This is a genomic window from Mobilibacterium timonense, from assembly GCF_900155555.1.
In the GTDB taxonomy this organism is placed as follows: Bacteria; Bacillota; Clostridia; order Peptostreptococcales; family Anaerovoracaceae; genus Allobaileyella; species Allobaileyella timonense.
Map to the genome: position 1 here is coordinate 669,422 of NZ_FUHN01000008.1, position 17,564 is coordinate 686,985.

Annotated in this window: 12 protein-coding genes; 6 read left to right on the forward strand and 6 right to left on the reverse strand. The window is 57.3% G+C overall.

Annotated elements, in window-relative coordinates:
- The first annotated feature begins 169 nt into the window (after window positions 1-169).
- The 4 genes from BQ7382_RS09175 to BQ7382_RS09190 all read left to right on the forward strand — a co-directional run bounded on the left by BQ7382_RS09175 (window position 170) and on the right by BQ7382_RS09190 (window position 8,347).
- Window positions 170-4,951 carry a phosphohydrolase gene (locus BQ7382_RS09175; RefSeq protein ID WP_159437284.1) on the forward strand — a complete coding sequence of 1,594 codons (4,782 nt, stop codon included), beginning with the start codon at window positions 170-172 and terminating at the stop codon, window positions 4,949-4,951.
- Between the two features lie 13 nt (window positions 4,952-4,964).
- A complete protein-coding gene (locus tag BQ7382_RS09180; RefSeq protein WP_077391804.1) occupies window positions 4,965-5,993 on the forward strand; it encodes a hypothetical protein in 1,029 nt (342 codons plus the stop codon).
- Window positions 5,994-6,039: 46 nt separating this feature from the next.
- On the forward strand, window positions 6,040-7,170 hold the full coding sequence (locus BQ7382_RS09185; RefSeq protein WP_077391805.1) for a flavodoxin family protein: 1,131 nt from the start codon (window positions 6,040-6,042) through the stop codon (window positions 7,168-7,170).
- A gap of 307 nt (window positions 7,171-7,477) precedes the next feature.
- Window positions 7,478-8,347, forward strand: coding sequence for a LysR family transcriptional regulator (locus BQ7382_RS09190; protein ID WP_077391806.1), 870 nt, complete (start codon window positions 7,478-7,480; stop codon window positions 8,345-8,347).
- A gap of 152 nt (window positions 8,348-8,499) precedes the next feature.
- On the opposite strand, the gene BQ7382_RS09195 is transcribed toward BQ7382_RS09190, so the two are convergent.
- From BQ7382_RS09195 to BQ7382_RS09215, 5 genes are all read right to left on the reverse strand, one after another.
- Entirely contained in the window at window positions 8,500-9,576 is a 1,077-nt protein-coding gene (locus tag BQ7382_RS09195; RefSeq protein WP_077391807.1) for a helix-turn-helix transcriptional regulator, read from the reverse strand.
- A 167-nt stretch (window positions 9,577-9,743) separates the two neighbouring features.
- Window positions 9,744-11,045, reverse strand: coding sequence for a hypothetical protein (locus tag BQ7382_RS09200; RefSeq protein WP_077391808.1), 1,302 nt, complete (start codon window positions 11,043-11,045; stop codon window positions 9,744-9,746).
- A 94-nt stretch (window positions 11,046-11,139) separates the two neighbouring features.
- Window positions 11,140-12,111, reverse strand: a complete 972-nt coding sequence (locus BQ7382_RS09205) for an MBOAT family O-acyltransferase (RefSeq protein WP_077391809.1) — start codon at window positions 12,109-12,111, stop codon at window positions 11,140-11,142.
- Between the two features lie 27 nt (window positions 12,112-12,138).
- Window positions 12,139-12,744, reverse strand: a complete 606-nt coding sequence (locus BQ7382_RS09210) for an MBOAT family O-acyltransferase (RefSeq protein ID WP_077391810.1) — start codon at window positions 12,742-12,744, stop codon at window positions 12,139-12,141.
- Window positions 12,717-14,297, reverse strand: coding sequence for a class I adenylate-forming enzyme family protein (locus BQ7382_RS09215; protein WP_077391811.1), 1,581 nt, complete (start codon window positions 14,295-14,297; stop codon window positions 12,717-12,719). The genes BQ7382_RS09210 and BQ7382_RS09215 overlap by 28 nt, the downstream gene beginning before the upstream one ends.
- A 342-nt stretch (window positions 14,298-14,639) precedes the next feature.
- Between BQ7382_RS09215 and BQ7382_RS09220 the strand changes: the two genes are divergently transcribed.
- Window positions 14,640-14,879, forward strand: coding sequence for a phosphopantetheine-binding protein (locus tag BQ7382_RS09220; protein WP_077391812.1), 240 nt, complete (start codon window positions 14,640-14,642; stop codon window positions 14,877-14,879).
- 6 nt (window positions 14,880-14,885) lie between these two features.
- Here the strand turns inward: BQ7382_RS09220 and nadA are convergent, their stop codons facing one another.
- Window positions 14,886-15,803 carry a quinolinate synthase NadA gene (nadA, locus tag BQ7382_RS09225; protein WP_077391813.1) on the reverse strand — a complete coding sequence of 306 codons (918 nt, stop codon included), beginning with the start codon at window positions 15,801-15,803 and terminating at the stop codon, window positions 14,886-14,888.
- Between the two features lie 329 nt (window positions 15,804-16,132).
- Between nadA and BQ7382_RS09230 the strand changes: the two genes are divergently transcribed.
- Window positions 16,133-17,452 (forward strand): L-aspartate oxidase, encoded by a 1,320-nt coding sequence (locus BQ7382_RS09230; RefSeq protein WP_077391814.1) that lies wholly within the window; start codon window positions 16,133-16,135, stop codon window positions 17,450-17,452.
- Window positions 17,453-17,564 lie beyond the last annotated feature (112 nt).

The window sequence follows — 17,564 nt, forward strand, 5'->3', positions numbered from 1 at the left end:
ATATCGCGGCAGTGCCGGGCCTCACGCCCGGAAAAGACATTATTGAATATCCACAGATTGCGGGGGACAGAAAAAAATGGACGAGCGGGGTCTTTTGTATCAGGAGCTGAGAAGTCACCTTTTGGACAGGAGCTTTCTGCGGGCGGCAAAACTCGACAGAAAGCACATCATGTCTATTCTTCAGTCGCAGGGCGAGCCAATGGCGGAAGAGCTGAGCCAGGTCCTCAAGGAGTATCCGGCTCCGGCCATGGGACACAATGAGTCGTCCGGCGTGCTCAAGCGGTTCGACACGAGGGATATCGTGTCCATCGCTGAGAAATTCGTGCCTGAGCTTCGTGACGAGCCGGCCGAGGGCTGGGTATATCACTGCTTCAAGGGCCTCCTGCACCAGCTCTATCCCCACATGGAACAGCCGGAAGACTGGGAAGAACGGTCCGCCGGCCGTTTTTTGGTGCTGCAGATAATGAGGGCGGCCTTCAGCTGGGAGAGGAAGGTCCTGCCTTTTGACCCTACCAGGGAGATGGACCTCCTTTCAGACCAGGAGGTCACCGCCGGCGGATTCACGCCCGAGTACATCCACATGCACAAGCTCATCAGGAGCAGGTACGTCCACGAGTTCGCCAGGATAGGAATAGACATAACCCCTTTCAACACGCTGGGTCACATAGGAGGGGTCCACTACGTTGCCATGCATATGGCCCGCCAGCTGTACAAGGCGGGAGTGCCTGTGGATCTGGCGCTTATGTCCGGAGCCGCAGCCACCCACGACGTTGGAAAATACGGCTGCCGGAGCTGGGAGGCCAGGCGGGTGCCGTATCTGCACTACTACTATTCGAGCGAGTGCCTCAGGTCTTTTGGCCTGAACAAGATAGAGCACATCGCTGCGAATCACTCCACCTGGGACCTGGAGCTCGAGAACCTTTCAGTTGAGTCCCTTCTCCTGATATACGCTGATTTCCGCACGAAGAGCGACAGGAACAGCGACAACCAGGAGGTGGTCCACTTTTACTCGCTCAAGGACGCATTCCAGGTGATCCTGAACAAGCTGGACAACGTGGATCAGGCAAAGGAAAACAGATACCGCAAGGTCTACGCGAAGCTGAAGGACTTCGAGGACTACATGGTGGAGCTCGGCGCGGACCCGGAGCTGCCTGAGGACCTCAGGGAGGTGAAGGACCCGGAGATCCACACAGTAAAAAGGGAGATGGCGCTCCTCGGAGGCTTCCAGGTGATCGACCAGCTGAAATATGACGCCATCCAGCACAACATCGCCCTCATGAGCAGGTTCAACAGCCAGGAGGACTTTGCCAGCCTGCTGGAGAACGCCAGGAGCGCCCGCTCCTGGAACGACCTCAGGACCTACATGTCCATACTCGGCGAGTATTTCACCTACATGACGGAGAACCAGAAGTCCATGACACTCCAGTTCCTGTACGAGGTCCTTTCGAACAGGGAGAGCGACATCCGTGATCAGGCGGCGTCCATAATGGGGAGCATCACCGCCAGGTACAGCATCGAGTACAACAAGGAGCTGCCTGATGACGCCCTGCGCCCGGCCATCGCCGAGACGAACGTGAAACTTTTCCGGGAGACCCTTGAGAGGATCCTGGATCCGGGATACAAGTACACCCGGCAGCATCAGATCTGGATCATGGGCACCGCAGGACCGTACATCAACAGCACCCTGGCCAGCTGCGGACAGCAGAGAAGGCCGAGGTTCCTTCAGGTGGTGCAGGACGCCTTTTCCAGGGCTGTGAACTCCGCGGCGCCGGGCAGGAAGGAGGCTCCTTTGATCGCCCTCCTCAGCGCGGTTGAGGTCATGGATCCGGAGTTTTTCACGGAGGAGATGAAGCTCACCCTCAACCAGGCGTTTCTCCAGATCTACGGAAAGCTCTCCAGGAGCGTGGATTTCCTCATCCTGGAGCTCCTGGGCAGGATCGACGGCCTGGATGCGGGGCTGGGCATTCCGGATAAAGACGAGGAGTTCCTCAGGCTCCTGGACGTCAGCGGTCCGTCTGCGGACCTTACCGCCAGGCTTTCCACCATGTTCCTGGACAATCTCAAGACCAGCACACCGTGGGTGGTGAAGAAGGCGAACATCAACTTCATGCTCATGTCCATGGACGAGCTCACAGAGGATCACTGCATACAGATCGCCACCCACTTTGCAAATCTCCTGAAGGTCAGCGAGACCGTGGCGGTACGAAGAAGAGCCGGAGAGGCCCTGGTGGAGATCATGGACAGGATACCTTACGGCGCCAGAAACGAGGTAGCCGTAGAGCTGATCAACGCCCTGGACCTCGGGGACTACCAGTTCACGAAGTACATCCCGGACTACCTGGGGATACTGCTCTTCTACCTGAAGCAGGAGGAGCTGGACGAGACCCTCGACGAGATGGAAGAGAGGATGCTGGTCAGAGGGGAGAGCACCGCCATGGCCATCCTCAAGACCTGTGGTGTCATGCTCCAGAACATGGACCGGTTCATCCCGGAGGGCAAGGAAGACGACAAGATCATCAAGGCCAGGCGCATGAGGATCATGTATCTGATACTCAAGGGTTTCGGCAGCTACAGGGAGGTCATGTCGCGGGAGGCCTTCAACACCATCGGCGAGCTCTATGGCAGCGGCCTGCTCTCACTTGAGCAGAAGAACAGGCTCTTCCGCCACAGCGCCAAGAAGCTCATGCTGATGATCGATGAAAAAGAAGAGTCGGAGCTGGATTTCTACAACGACGCCGCAGCTCTCAACCAGATATACAGATTCATCAACCAGTTCCAGTCTGACGGCGGTGGCTTCAGGGTGGGAGGCAAGAGAAAGTCCGCCTTCTTCCCGGGGACCTTCGACCCGTTCAGCCTGGGGCACAAGGCCATCGCCACCACCATCAGGGACAAGGGCTTCGACGTCTACCTGGCCCTGGACGAGTTCAGCTGGTCCAAGAACACCCAGCCGCACATGCTGAGGCGCCAGATAATCCAGATGTCCACTGCAGACCAGGAGAACATCTATCTATTCCCTGAGGACATACCGATAAACATCGCGAACCCGGAAGACATCGCGAAGCTGAAAAGCCTTTTCAAGGACAGCGACCTCTACATCGCCGTCGGCTCCGACGTGGTGAAAAACGCCTCGAGCTACCGGATCGCGCCGGGGGAGAACACGATACACAGCCTGAACCACATCATCTTCGACCGGGAAGTGAAGAGGCCGACGGAGAGGGGCAACCTCACCGCTGCCACGGACGATCAGTCCTACCCGATACAGGGCGAGGTGGTCCACCTGTCGCTGGCGAAGTACTACGAGGATATCAGCTCTACCAGGATCAGAGAGAACATCGACCTCGACAGGGACGTTTCCACCCTCGTGGACCCTATGGCACAGAGCTTCATATACGAGAACAGCCTGTACTCCCGTGAGCCTACCTTCAAGCACGTGCTCCAGGCGCGGTCCATCAGGATCAGCAGCTACCAGCCGGGGCAGTACATCGACGTGGAGAGCCTGGTGACCGGGGAGATGGCCCGCAAGGGCTTCGACCCGCGCAGGGACGAGGATTTCCTGGAAAATGAAAAGACCCATTCCGTGTATATCGAGAATACCGGGAAGAGCGGGAAGGTCATCGGCGTCGCGGCGGCGCGCAGGGTGTCGAGCGAACACCTGCTGGACGTGGTGAAGGATCCGGACATCGCCGCGAGGATCAGGAAGAATGCCGCGGGGAGGATCGCCGTCATCGGCCTGTTCTATTACGGCAGCATGAGGGGGACTTCGAACCTTTCACAGATACTCCTGACGGAGATCATGGCAAGGCTCCTTGAAAAGGACTACACCTACTGTCTGTACATCCCGGTGGACGAGGCGGGGATGAACCCTGCCACGCTGGATGCCTTCAGGCATCAGGGGTTCGTGAACATATCGGGGGACCACGACAACCCGGTGCTGGCCGTGGACATGCGGGCGCCGATCGTGCTTTTCAGAGATGTGGAGACGGTGATCAAGAACCCGTTCAACAAGAGCCTGAAGGTCCAGAAGGCCCTGGACTCCGCACACATGCGGCTGCTCCACACATTCAACGAGCTTTTCCCGGGGAAGCTGATCATGAGCTTCAACACCAGCGCCGTCTACAGCAAGATCATCGACCTGGTGGCCAGGGAAAACGGCGTGACCACAGTGCCGGGGACGATCAAGGACAGGGGGCCCTATATCTCCGTGCCTTTCGGAAAGGCGCTGTCCGGAGTCCTGGTGCCGAACACCGTCACCAAGGAGCTCCACACCGGGAAGTATTTCACCCCTGAGCTCCAGGGGTTCCAGGTCAGGGAGGCCAGGAACTACAGCAAGATAGAGAACCAAGTGAAGACCATCAAGTCCTTCGGCAGGGATGTGATACTCATAGATGACCTGCTCCACAAGGGCTACAGGATGAAGAGCCTCCTCCCTATCTTCCAGCGCCAGGGCGTGAACATCAGGAAGATCGTGGTGGGCGTGCTCACAGGAAACGCCAGGGACCAGATGACACTTCAGGGCATGTCCGTGGATGCGGCCTATTTCATTCCGGGGATCAGCATATGGGCCAACGAGAGGGACTGCTACCCGTTCATCGGCGGGGACAGCGTGGATCCGGGCCCTGGCGAGGAGAGAAGCTGGGACGCCTCCATCAACTTCATAATGCCGTTTACTTCATACAGCTTCGTGGGCAGGACCGACAGGGACGCCACATTCAGGTATTCCATGACTTGCCTCGAAAACGCCCTGGAGATAATGAAGGCTCTCGAGGCCGACTACCAGGAGCGCTTCGGGAAAAAGCTCACCCTCGGCAGGCTCGGGGAGACCATCAAGTCGCCTTTGCGTCCGGAGATAGGAAGGGGCATGAGCTACGACATGAACATGGCTCCGTCAACGTTTATCGAGAACAACATCATCGAGGCCAGGCGGATGCACATGATCAAGACCAACAGATAAGGAACACAGTGAGATGAAAAGCATAAGAGATCTGTACGCGGATACCGGAATGAGCTATGACCCCGCCACCGCGGGGTGCCCGATAGAGCTCGGAAAAAAACAGCGTGTCAGCATCGTCGCCCTCGGGGACGTTGGCGCCACCATGCTCATCGGCCTGAGGCTACTGGGAGCCCCGGTGATACAGGACATAGGGATATTCGACATCAGCGGCAGGAACACAGCCCGGCTTGAGATGGAGATCAACCAGATCTACGGCCCCGGGGACTGGTGTCAGGGCATGCCGCCGGTGGAGGTGATAGGAGAGGATGAGATCTTCCAGAGGGACGTGGTCCTCTTCTGTGCCAGCAGGGGCGTGCCGCCGGTGAAGTCCGGGGAAAAAGAGAGTCAGGAAAGGCCCGGCGCCGGCGGGGGGCCTGAGAAGCCCGCAGTGGACGTGAGGATGGTCCAGCTGGAGGCCAACAGGGAGATCATCAGGCACTACGGGGAGCTGGCCCGGAAGGCCGGCTTCAGAGGTCTGTTCTGCGTGATCTCGGATCCGGTGGATCCGCTGTGCGCGGCCTTCCTGGACAGCTCCGGCCTGGAGCCGTGTCAGATCAAGGGCTTCGGCCTGGGTGTCATGAACGCCAGAGCGCGGTACTACAGCCAGAGAGATGCGAGATTTTCCAGGTTCCTCACAGACGGCAGGGTCTTCGGGCCCCACGGTGACGGCCTGGTAGTGGCGGATTCCGTCCGCGACTACGATGATGATCTGTCTCTGGAACTCACCGGACTCACCAGGGATGCGAACATCAAGGTCAGGGATCTGGGCTTCAAGCCATATATAGCTCCCGCGCTTTCATCCGGCGCGCTTTCGGTAATAAGCCTGCTCAGGGGAGAGTGGCACTACAGCTCCCTTTTCCTCGGTGGCGCCTATCTGGGTATCAGGAACCGAATGACCGCCGAAGGAGACCAGTTCGAGGACGTACCGCTGGACGACCGGCTGTACTCCAGGATCCTGAAGTCATATCAGGAGCTGGTGGAGATAAGGAAGAACATGAACTGAGAGCGCTTGATCGCACTGAATGAACTGAAAGAAGGCGTATAGGAAAATGGATAACAAAGAGATCGTGGTTATCAGCCCTGTAAGCGCCGAGGCCAGAAACCTCAGTGGCCAGAGGAGGAGCGTGAGACTGAAGGGCGTCCTGAGCCGGGCTCTGGAGGGCCTGGACTGCCGCCTGATCCACATGGTGGAGGACATCGAGGACGGGGACCTGCAGGACAGGCGGGTCCTCTTTGCCATAAACCTCAGCAGCGCCGGGGTGAACATGGAGTTCTACCGGCTGCTGGAATACCTGAGGGCCCACGAGGACTGCCTTAAGGGCAGCATCGGTGGCATCGTAGTGGACGGCGGCGGGGAGATGTACACCAAGGGTATCGCCCGGCGCATGGCCTTCAGCGCCAACCGCGCGGGGTGCACTTTTCCCGGAAAAGCCCTGGTGGAGGCCACGGGATCCCTGAGGAATTTTCAGGTCCTGAGCCGGGTCATGGAAAAAGAGCCGATGGAGGTCTACGGGATCCAGGTGGAAAAGCTCGTTCGCCGCATCATGGGCTTTCAGATCCAGGGGGCGCCAGGTGCTCAGGATGCACCAGGGACTGCAGAGGTCCGGGGCGTCGGCGATGGTCAAAGGCTTAAAGTCCTCGCAGTCCACGCCAGCACCCGCAGCTCCTCCAACACCCTTTTGCTCTGGGACGAGGTGAAAAAACACCTGGAGCCACGGGCATCCATCAGGGAGATCTCCCTGCGTAACGGGCAGATGGTGGACTGCCGCGGCTGCAAGTACGAGACCTGCAGGCACTTCGGGGAAAAGGGCCGCTGCTTCTACGGCGGCATCATGGTCGATCAGGTCTACCCGGCCATCGTGGACTGCGACGTGCTGGTGATGATCTGCCCTAACTACAACGATGCGCTGGGGGCCAATCTCACCGCCTTCATCAACCGGCTCACCGCCGTCGTGAACATCAGGAGCTTTGAGAAAAAGAGAGTGTACGCCATCATAGTTTCCGGCTACAGCGGCGGTGACATCCTGGCGGAGCAGGTGCTCGGGGCCATGAGTATGAACAAGGGATTCATCCTGCCTCCTCGCTTCGCGCTTCTGGAGACGGCCAACGACCCGGGCACCGTAATGGAGATCCCGGGGATAAGAGAAAAAGCTGAGACCTTTGCCGATGGCATCAGGTAAAAGAAAAACCCCCGTTCCGGGGGGAACAGGGGTGGGGTCAGGTTCTTCGAACAAGAGAGGATCAACAAGGTCCCCCCGGTATTCGTTGGTAAGAGATGTGTCTTTTGCAGGGCCGGTACCTGGTATACAGGCCCTGTTGTTTGGGGTAAGACACAAACAATCATTTCTTTCATTAACTATTTTACGAATTTTCGGGACCTTTGGAAGACAAACAAAGTAATAGACATATTAGCTTGTACGATAACCAAAACTAAGTTAAACTGATAACGGTATTAACAAAGCAGAAGAAAGGTTATATGCGGGTAATATGGACAGCAGAAAAATTCAGGTTTTGCTGACTACCCTGCGCCTTGGCAGTTTCAACAAGGCGGCAGAGGAGCTACACATGACTCAGTCGGCTGTGACACAGTCGATGAACCACTTTGAGGACGAACTGGGGTTCAGGGTCCTCAACCGCTCCCACAACGGCATCACACTGACATCCGCGGGGGAGAGGATACTCCCTTTTATCGAAGAGGCGGACAGGGCTCTTGCGAGGGTGGAAGTCGAAGCGCGGGAGATCTCCGGAGGAGGTTCTCTGCCGATACGGATCGGCGCCTATGCCAGCATCGCCAGCGCCTGGATCCCGGCGGCGGTGATGGGGTTCAAGGGAAAACACCCTCAGGTGGAGTTCACCATGACCGTCAGCACTTACTCACTGGTCCAGAAGATGCTCGATGATGAAGTGGACCTGATAATGTGCGACAGCGACATCGTGTCCGGCTTCGATAAGAAGAAATACACCTGGTGTCCACTGGCGGAGGACGAGTACTTCGCGGTGGTGCCGAGAGATCTTTTCCCGCAGGACATGACGCAGATCAGCCAGGAACGCCTCATGGAAGAGACATTCATAATGGCGTCGGCGGACACGCTCCACAGGCACATGACCGTGAAGCCTAAGAAGATGATGTCCGTGACCAGCGATGACGACGCGTCCATCGCATCGATCGTCTCCCACGGCATCGGCGTCACCATGGAGCCGGAGCTGTGCCTCCGGAACCTGCCGGGCAACATCCGTATCATGAAGGTCCGCCCGAGGGAGGCCAGGACGCTGGGGATCCTGGTGCCGAAGAACACCACGAGCATCGTGAAGGAGTTCGTGATGTTCGTGAAAAAGATGGACGTGGCGAGCCTGTAGGATGGCGATCAGGTCGGAGATAAACGTTGAGGCGATTTTTGCAGCAAAAAACGGCTCCCGTGAGTTCAGATGTGAACTGGCACGGAGCCGTTCTTTTCGTTTGTCGTCAATATGGCGGGATGTGCCGGGAGCCAGCCCCGTCTGTCTCGATCTTACCGCGACTTGATCCGCCTTATGTCACGGAGCTCCACGTCACAGACCTTGGCGGCCCTGTATTCGTACTCCTCCGCCACCTTCTTGGGGCCGAGTATCCGCATCTGGTCGCTGAACTGGAAGAGCCAGCCGAAGAATGTCGGGCTGACCTGGACGTTCACTGTTATTGTGAGGGTGCCCCTCGGCGTCTCCTCGATCTTCACGTCCTCCCCGAATCGGTCGTAGACCACGCCCAGCATTTTCAGGGAATTCTGGAACTCGAGGGTGACCTGCTCCGGCTTGCCCATGAACATGCTGAAGACCTGTTCCCGGTAGTCCGATATGTAATCCAGGGCCTTTTCCGCCTCCGGACAGATCGGTATGAAATACCTGGACTTGTCCTCCTCCAGGACGACGTCCTTCATCCGGTCCACCCTGTAGTTCCGGAGTTCCTTCTGGGTCACGGAGTAGCCCATGAGGTAGTAGTTTTCGTGATCTATGATGAGGGCCAGGGGATCCACGACGTAAAGGGCGTGATCGTGGTGGTACCTGGGTTTCCCCTCGACGTCCAGGCTGTAGTAGTAAAAGTTGATCCGAAGCTTGTTTACGATAGCGTCCTGTATGGTGTCGATGTTGTACAGGATGGATTCGTTTGTGTGCTTCATGGTCTTGCAGCTGGTCATGCTCTCCTTGAGCAGCTGGGCCCGGTGGCTTCCCGCAAGGTCCGCCAGCCGCTGGATCAGCTCCTGGGACTTGCTTTCTGTGATGAATGTGGACGCCCTTACCGCGTCCATGAGGATCTTTATCTCCGGGCTGGAAAAGCTCCGGTCTTCGTAGTAGTAGGCCTTCTCGTGTCCGATGAAGGTGCTCTGTACCTCGTAGCCGTTTTCCGTGAGAGTGTCCATATCCTTTTTCAGAGTCCTGCGGTCACAGGTGATTCCCATTTTCATAAGATCCTTGCAGAACTGGCTGGTGGTCCTGGGATGGTTCTCATCGGTGTCGTGCTTTAATATTTCAAGTAGCTTTACGAGTTTTACTTTCTGGCAGTTCTTATGATGAACTTCGCTTTCGCGGGTCTCCTTGATGTCGTCCGCCATTAGGTCCCTCCGCTTAATACTTATTCTGATGTGAAATAATTTGTCAAAACCCCTCCGCTTTTGATTGTAGCACCAAAAAGGTCAGATTTAAACACGGAAGAGGAATTAAAAGATCCCGGGAGGAGGTGACACGAAATGATCGCCCTATCCCCCCGGGACCTGATCAACTATGACTTGTATGACTGATACGGGTGCGCATCCGTGTACTCTTCCCACAGCTGGTAGTACAGCGCCTGCATCTCTCCGTAGTACTTCTGCTTTGTATCGGAGTCGGTGGCTTCCTCGTACTTCTTCACCAGCTTCATGTACTTCCTGTTGGTCTTGCAGGCCACCTCTCTCTTCAGCCTGTACTGAGAGTAGTTCCACGTCTCGTAGTCTGGATCGTTCCTGTGATCCGGCAGATTCAGCTCGGACTTCAGCTTCTCGGATATGAAGTCGGTATACTTCATGGCTCCGAAGATGTTCACGTGGTTCTTCTCGAAGTAGTCACGGCTCCAGTTCATGTCTATCTCATCCTTGAGCTCTCCGTGGTTGAAGTCCCAGACCTCGTAACCGCGGCCTTCGATGTAGTCCACGGCCGTGTTCAGGCGCTCCTGCTTGTCCTGGTCCGCATAGTAAGGCGAAGCAACGAAGATCACCTTCTGGTCCAGTGTATCGCAGTAGTCCAGCAGGTCGTCCAGGGTCTCCATCCTGGCCTCACCCAGGGACTGGGTGCCGGCGTACTCGCCGGGGTCGCTGAGCTTTTCCACGTAATAGCTCTTGCTGGTAGGCAGGAACCCCTTGTACGAGGTCTTTTCCCTGGTCCCCAGCAGGTCCGTCCCGGTGATGTCGCCGTCCCAGCGGCTGTGGTATTTCAGGAACGGGAAGTAGTAGTCCCACTTGTCGTAGTCGAAGTTCTCAAGGCCGAGCCCCTTGAAGTAAGCGAGGTTGTCATCGATCAGGTCCTTTCTGTTCTCCGACTGGCGGAAGGCGTCGGTGACCCTCCGCAGGTCCGCCTCGTACAGGTGGTCGTCGGTCTTGACCACGTTCCTGATCTCGATGAGGATCACCTTGCAGTTCGGCTGGGTCTTCAGAGCCTCCTTGATTATGTACTTCTGGGACACTATCGGCTGCGAGCTGGTGGCAAGGTCGAAAACGGTGAATCCGTACTTGCTGAAAGCCCGTGGAGCCATGAAGTACCTGTAGGTACCGCTGGACCCCAGATATATCCCGTCTATCGTGTCCTCAGATGCGGCGTAGAAGGAGTTGAAGACCTTCTCCGACCCCATCTCGTCTTTCATGTCGAACACCCTAAGGAGGTAGAAGCAGAAGAGGCAGAAGATCACTGCAAAAACCAGTGCTCTCACCTTCGGACCCTTCCCGGTATTGCTGTTGAAGGCGCTGTCCGGATCCTTCAGAGCGGCCCGGAGCCTCTGCCTCCTGGTGGGTCTGTCGTTTTCACGGGTGTTGTTATCCTTCCCATGTATCATGGAAGTAATTCCTCCGATCTCTAGTAAAAGTCTTTTTCGTTTATCTTCAGCCTGCGGCATTGCGCGGCAGTGCGTGTTCGCATGCAGGAATCCATCAGAAGTTCCTGTACACGAACTCTGACGCCGAGTATCCCGGCCCGTAGACCCCGAGTATCACAACTGCTGCGAAGCCCAGGAGATACACGATCCACCGGACATAGAACGGCTTTGCCGCCAGTGTCTCCCGCATCTCCATCCCGCGCTCCTGGAGAACGCTGACCGTGAAGAACAGTGCGAATGTGATGAACAACACGATCCAGTTTCCAAGATCCAGGCCCATGGCGGAAAAGACAGGCAGCCCTGTTGCCCCGGTAGACGCAAGGGTCTCGGCGGCTGCCGCCGTGGCTGACGAAGCGCCCGCGTAGGCGGCCGTCTTTATCCCCACGACCCTTTTCAGCATCGCCACGGCCACGTGGACGCTGGACGCGCGGGTGAGAGTTTTTCCCGCCGCCATGATGAGGAAGGTCCTGGCTATCTGGAACACCTTCCAGCCGAAGGACTTTTCGTTTATGTGGAAGAACTTTATCATCCTCTGGAACACAGGTGTGAGTATCATGCTCACCACGATTATGGTGGCGTTGTACAGCCCGAAGACGATGAAGCCCCATCCCGCTCCGTGCCATACTCCGATCAGAAAGAACGTCACGAATGTGGGGAAGTAGGAAGGCAGCTGCTTGCCGATGGAGCCCTTGATGTGTTTGCGGCCCCATTTTCCAACCTTGTTGGAGAACTTGCTCAGGGTCAGCGGGAAGAAGACGTAGTCTCTCATCCAGCTGGTGAGGGCGATGTGCCACCTGCGCCAGTACTCGGATACGGTGTTTCCGAAGTACGGCCGCTGGAAGTTCTCCATGAGGGTGATCCCCAGCATCTCGGAGCATCCTCTGGCGATGTCGATGCCTCCGGAGAAGTCAAGGTAGATCTGAAGAGCGTAAAGTATTATGGCCAGTCCCGTCTGGAAGCCGTCGAACTGGGCGTAGTCCCCGAATACTGTGGATACCGCCGTTCCTATGCGGTCGGCGATGACCATTTTTTTGAAAAAGCCCCACAGCGCCAGCTACATGCCGAACTTGAATGTCTTGTAGTCGAACGGGTGCTCTTCCTTGAGCTGGGTGCCCAGGTCGTTGTACCGGCTGATAGGACCCTGTACGAGGATCGGGAAATACGATATGAAAAGAGCGAATCTCGGGAGGCTCTTCTCGGCCGCGTACTTGTTTCTGTATACGTCGATCAGGTATCCGATGGACTGGAACGTGTAGAACGATATGCCCAGCGGAAGGACGATGTTTATCAGCGGCAGCTGCGAGTCGTAGGCGAAGATCCCGAGACCGTGGTTTACGGACTCCGCGAAGAAGTTGTAGTACTTCAGCATCAGGAGGATGCCGAAGTTGAACACGGTGATCAGGGTAAGTATCCTGCGGTTGGTGGCCTTGGCGGCCTTCTTGCTTGGCGCCGTGGCCTTCACGTGCTCCATCCACCTGCCTCCGCCGTAGACGGTGAGGGTGGTGGAGAGGATGAATATCAGAGGCGTCACGCCCCCGTAAAGAAAAAAGCCGTAGCTGGCGATGAGGAGCAGCACCCACTGATACTTCTTAGGCACCAGATAGTACAGCAGCGTCACCACCGCCATGAAAACTATGAATTGAAACGAGATGAACGACATGCGGCCTCCCTTTCTTCCAGCTTTTTCCTCTGAAGCTTACCGTTGTATGTCCGTGGGATCTCGTCGATCACCTCCACCGACGCCGGGACCTTGTTGCTGTCCAGGTGCTCCCGGAGATATGCCTTGAAGGCCTTCATGTCCAGGCCTTCCTCGCTCAGCGACACAAAGAGCTTCGGCTTCTGGCCCTGGAGCGGATCCGGCACCGGTATGCAGGCGCAGTCCCTGATTCCCGGGAATTTTCCCGCCTGGCTCTCGATCTCCTCAGGGCTGATCTTCACGCCGCCGCAGTTGATCACGTCGTCCTGGCGGCCCAGGTAGTAGATCCGGCCCTCCTCGTCACTGTATCCGAGGTCGCTGGTGTATATGAACCCGTTGCCGGTCACGGAGGCCGTGAGCTCCGGCTCGTGGAAGTATCCCTTCATGTTCATAGGGCCGGCGGTGGCCATGAGCCCGGGGTTTTCGGGGGTCGCCTGGATCTCATTCCGCTGGTCGTCTGTAAAAATGAACTTCGCGTTGACCGAAGGGTATCCGATGCAGCCCGGCATGTCGGGCATGCTGTTGAAGTCAAGGCTGCAGGTGCGCCCGGATTCGGTGGAGCCGTAGAAGTTGTATAATCTCACTCCCGGCATGATCCTGGCCAGGTGGAGCTTGTCCTCCTCAGGAAGGGCGGCGGACCCCAGCTCGATATAGTCGAGCTGCCCGCTGTAGTCTCCCAGCTTGTCTTTAGAGAGCTTGAAGAGCATGGACAGTATCGACGGGGCCATGTCTATTGCGGTCACCCCGTAATCCTCCAGGAGCCGGAAAAACTCTTTTACCCGGATCACCCCGTTGGAAAAGACCAGCGTGCTCCCGTTGTACAGACCCGCATAGGTGGTCCTGAGGCCGTGGCTGTGGGACAGGGGCATCGGGACGAGCTCCACGTTTTCCGGTCCCATGCGAACGGCGCCGCAGATGTTCTGGGCCACCGCCACGTTGTTCCGGTGGGATATCTCTATGCCCTTGGACTTTCCCGTCGTCCCCGTGGAAAAGAGGATCTCCGCAGTCTCCTCAGGTATCGGGAGCCTGAGGCCCATGGACTCCAGCGAGTCATCGGTGCCTTCGCGGTCCGCGGTGATCCCGGATATGAGCTGGAGGATCCGGCCCGTGTCCATGATCTCCAGGCCGGCAGGCGCCTTTGCGCTGCCCTTTTCGGTGGCGACGAACAGGGATGCCCGGGAATCCTCCGCGATCTGAGCGATGCGGGAGTCAGAAGCTCCTTTTTCCACAGGCACAAAAACGAGGCCCGCCAGCTGTACAGCCAGGGCCGTCACGATAAAGGCCACGTCCTGTGTGCACTCCACCATGACGTATCCGGAGAGATCCTCCAGATCGTATGCGAGGGCTTTCACAGACTTCCAGACCTTGCCGTAAGTGAGATCGGTCTTGCCGTCGCACAGGCACAGGCGGTCCTTGTGGCCGGGATCCCAGGCTCTGGTCGACAGGGCTTCCAGTATGGTGGAAAAGCTCTGGCGTTCCTCCCTGAGACCGCTGCTATTCAAGCTGTTGTCATTCAAAGTATGTCTCCATTCTGTTTGTGTCGTTCAGTGTCTCCGGGTCGGCAGGCGTAAGACAGGTGGGGAGCACCACGTCTGACCGGATCCCGGAAACGGTCAAAAAATATCAGCGGTGATATTTTACCACAACAGGGGGCTCGATTCATTGATTTTTCAAGGGAGAAACAAGGTGTAAGGCTAAAATAACGTGATGGAAATGGAAAGAAACGGTGAGGATACCTGTAACAAATTGAAAATGCATTCAGTAAAGAGTAAAATGCATTAGCTGAAAAGGGGGCGGAGAGCAGAGCGTGCTGCTCTCCCCACGACAGAAAATTTTGATGAAAAAAGAGAGGAACACAAATGGACACAAGCAGAATTATCGAGATCCTGGAAAGCGTAAAGGACGATCTGGATTACACCAAGGAGACGGCACTCATCGATGACGAGCTTCTGGATTCCTTCGACGTGGTGGCCATCATAGGATCCCTGTCCGACGAGTACGACGTCACGATCTCCGTAGACGACATGACTCCTGAGAACTTCAACTCCGCAGAGGCGATCGCCCAGATGGTGGACAGGCTCATAGAAGAGCAGAACTAGCCAGAATTAGCCGCCGAGCTGGATCATCCGGTCGATAGGTCTTCTCGAGCGGGTGATCACGTCCTCTGGCAGGACGATCTCCTCGCCGCCATCCCCGGCCACTGCGTTGTATACATCCACCAGGGTGGTCATCTTCATGTTGTAGCAGACGCAGTTTTCAGACAGGAGGTAGAACTTCTTGTCAGGGCACTGGAACTGCAGGTGCTGGACGATGCTGGCCTCCGTGCCGATGATGAACTCGCGGGCGGAGCTCTCTTCGGCGTATTTCATGATGCCGGTGGTGCTTCCCACGTAGTCTGCGAGCTCCACCACGGATGGCCTGCACTCAGGATGTACGAGCACAAGAGCTTCCGGGTGTGCGGCCTTCATCCGCTTCACGTCAGACGGGCCCGTGCGCATGTGGGTAGGGCATCCGCCGTTGTAGAACTTGAAATTCTTCTCCGGGCACTGTGCCTGGACCCAGGCCCCGAGGTTCGGGTCCGGGATGAAAATAATATTTTTATCAGGGAGAGCCCTGATTATCTTCACCGCCGATGATGACGTGACCACCACGTCCACGGCGGTTTTTAAATCCGCGGTAGTGTTGATATATGCCACCGTTGCGTAGCCGGGATACTCCTTCTGCATCTCCAGGACGGCGTCCCTGTCCATCTCCATGGCCATCGGGCACCCGGCCGTCGGGTTGGCGAGTATCACCCTTTTCTCAGGAGACAGTATCTTGCAGGTCTCCGCCATGAACCTCACACCCGCCATGACCATGGTGTCCTCTGGAGCGCCGGCCGCCTTCTTGCTGAGTGCGAAGGAGTCCCCGATGAAGTCCGCCACCTCCCAGATGTCCTGGCTCTGATAAGCGTGGGCGAGTATGCACACGTTCTTTTTCTTCTTAAGTTCTATTATTCTGTCCTGCAGTTCTCTTGTGTTCATGGAAAAAACCTTTCATCTATGTGCGCAGTCCTGCGGATCGCGTTTCTTTGTAGTTCTGCGGATCCTGCGGGGCGCCGCGGCAGTTGCCTGTGGTTTGTGAGCGGCCCATGGCGGCCCGTCCGCCGATCCCGGAGCCGGGACGCCGGTAAACAGATGTAAGTATAGTGGCGCAGACCTGTTGTGTCAAGACATATGTATAGCCATAATTTACATCTGTCTTGACAGCTCGATGTGCCGGCACTATAATACCTGTCGACCAGGCGGAGACACCGCCGGAAACCCGCGGAACTGCGGGAAGGAAAATGTTTTTTTCAAAGGAGACGAGAGGAATGAAGACGGATATCCTCATCATCGGCAGCGGCTGCTCCGGCCTGTATGCTGCACTGCAGCTGCCGGCAGACAAGAAGATCACGGTCATCACCAAGGAAGACCTGGAGAGCAGCGACTCCTACCTGGCACAGGGGGGCATCTGCATGCTGAAGGACGACGGTGATTACGACAGCTATTTCGAAGACACCATGAAGGCGGGTCACTACGAAAACGACCGCCAGTCCGTGGACATAATGATCCGCTCTTCTCAGAGCGTCATCAGGGACCTCATCGGCTACGGCGTCAGGTTCCAGCGCAGAGAGGACGGCTCTCTGGACTTCACCCGGGAGGGCGCCCACTCCCGCAAGAGGATCCTCTACCACGAGGACATCACGGGGGAGGAGATCACCAGCCACCTCCTGGCCAGGGTCAGGACCCTGCCGAACGTGGAGCTGCTGGAGTACACCACTATGCTGGACATCATCGAGAAGGACAACACCTGCTACGGCGCGGTCGTCCGCAGGAAGGACGGCTCCCTGGAAAAGATAGAGTCGTCTGTCACGGTGCTGGCCACCGGAGGGGTGGGAGGGCTTTTTGCCCATTCCACCAACTTCAGGCACCTCACCGGGGACAGCCTGGCCGTCGCCATCAGGCACGGAGTGGCCCTCAAGAACGTGAACTACATCCAGATCCACCCGACCACCTTCTACTCGGAAAAGCCCGAGGACAGGAGTTTCCTCATATCCGAGTCCGTCAGGGGCGAGGGCGCTAAGCTCCTGGACAAGAACGGGCACAGATTCACCAACGAGCTGCTGCCCCGGGATCTGCTGACCCAGGAGATCCGGAAACAGACCGCAAAGGACGGCACGAAGTTCGTCTGGGAGGACCTGCGGCCGATACCGCGGGACGTCCTGGAAAACCATTTTCCCAATATCGTCGAGCACTGCCGGGAAAACGGCTACGATCCCTTCACTCAGCCTATCCCTGTGGTGCCGGCCCAGCACTACTTCATGGGCGGCATAAAGGTGGATCACCAGAGCCGGACAACAATGAACCAGCTCTACGCCATCGGGGAGACCGCCTGCAACGGCGTCCACGGCAAGAATCGTCTCGCCAGCAATTCCCTCCTGGAGAGCCTGGTGTTCGCGAAGCGGGCGGCCCGGGACATCGAGGCCCGCTGGTCCGCCAACAGGGCGGATCCGGAGTTCGTGGCGAAGACGGACCTGTCTCAGTACAGCGATCCGGAGGCCCTGGAAAAGACATACTGCCGCCTCGTGGAGGACGCCATCGATGCGGCCAACAACGGGCAGCCGGCCGGAGCGGAGTACAGGTCAGCGTGAGGCGCGGGCGCCGTGCGCTTGAGCTGGTGAATTTCACCGCGGACGGGCGCCGTGCGCCTGATCTGGTGGATTTCGCCGCGGCCGTGCGCCTTGCGCCTGGGCCGCTGAGCCT

Excerpts from the sequence above, each read along its gene's own strand:
- BQ7382_RS09175 (WP_159437284.1), top strand. The coding sequence starts at position 170 with ATGTCTATTCTTCAGTCGCAGGGCGAGCCAATGGCGGAAGAGCTGAGC.
- BQ7382_RS09180 (WP_077391804.1), top strand. The coding sequence starts at position 4,965 with ATGAAAAGCATAAGAGATCTGTACGCGGATACCGGAATGAGCTATGAC.
- BQ7382_RS09185 (WP_077391805.1), top strand. The coding sequence starts at position 6,040 with ATGGATAACAAAGAGATCGTGGTTATCAGCCCTGTAAGCGCCGAGGCC.
- BQ7382_RS09190 (WP_077391806.1), top strand. The coding sequence starts at position 7,478 with ATGGACAGCAGAAAAATTCAGGTTTTGCTGACTACCCTGCGCCTTGGC.
- BQ7382_RS09195 (WP_077391807.1), bottom strand. The coding sequence starts at position 9,576 with ATGGCGGACGACATCAAGGAGACCCGCGAAAGCGAAGTTCATCATAAG.
- BQ7382_RS09200 (WP_077391808.1), bottom strand. The coding sequence starts at position 11,045 with ATGATACATGGGAAGGATAACAACACCCGTGAAAACGACAGACCCACC.
- BQ7382_RS09205 (WP_077391809.1), bottom strand. The coding sequence starts at position 12,111 with ATGGTCATCGCCGACCGCATAGGAACGGCGGTATCCACAGTATTCGGG.
- BQ7382_RS09210 (WP_077391810.1), bottom strand. The coding sequence starts at position 12,744 with ATGTCGTTCATCTCGTTTCAATTCATAGTTTTCATGGCGGTGGTGACG.
- BQ7382_RS09220 (WP_077391812.1), top strand. The coding sequence starts at position 14,640 with ATGGACACAAGCAGAATTATCGAGATCCTGGAAAGCGTAAAGGACGAT.
- nadA (WP_077391813.1), bottom strand. The coding sequence starts at position 15,803 with ATGAACACAAGAGAACTGCAGGACAGAATAATAGAACTTAAGAAGAAA.
- BQ7382_RS09230 (WP_077391814.1), top strand. The coding sequence starts at position 16,133 with ATGAAGACGGATATCCTCATCATCGGCAGCGGCTGCTCCGGCCTGTAT.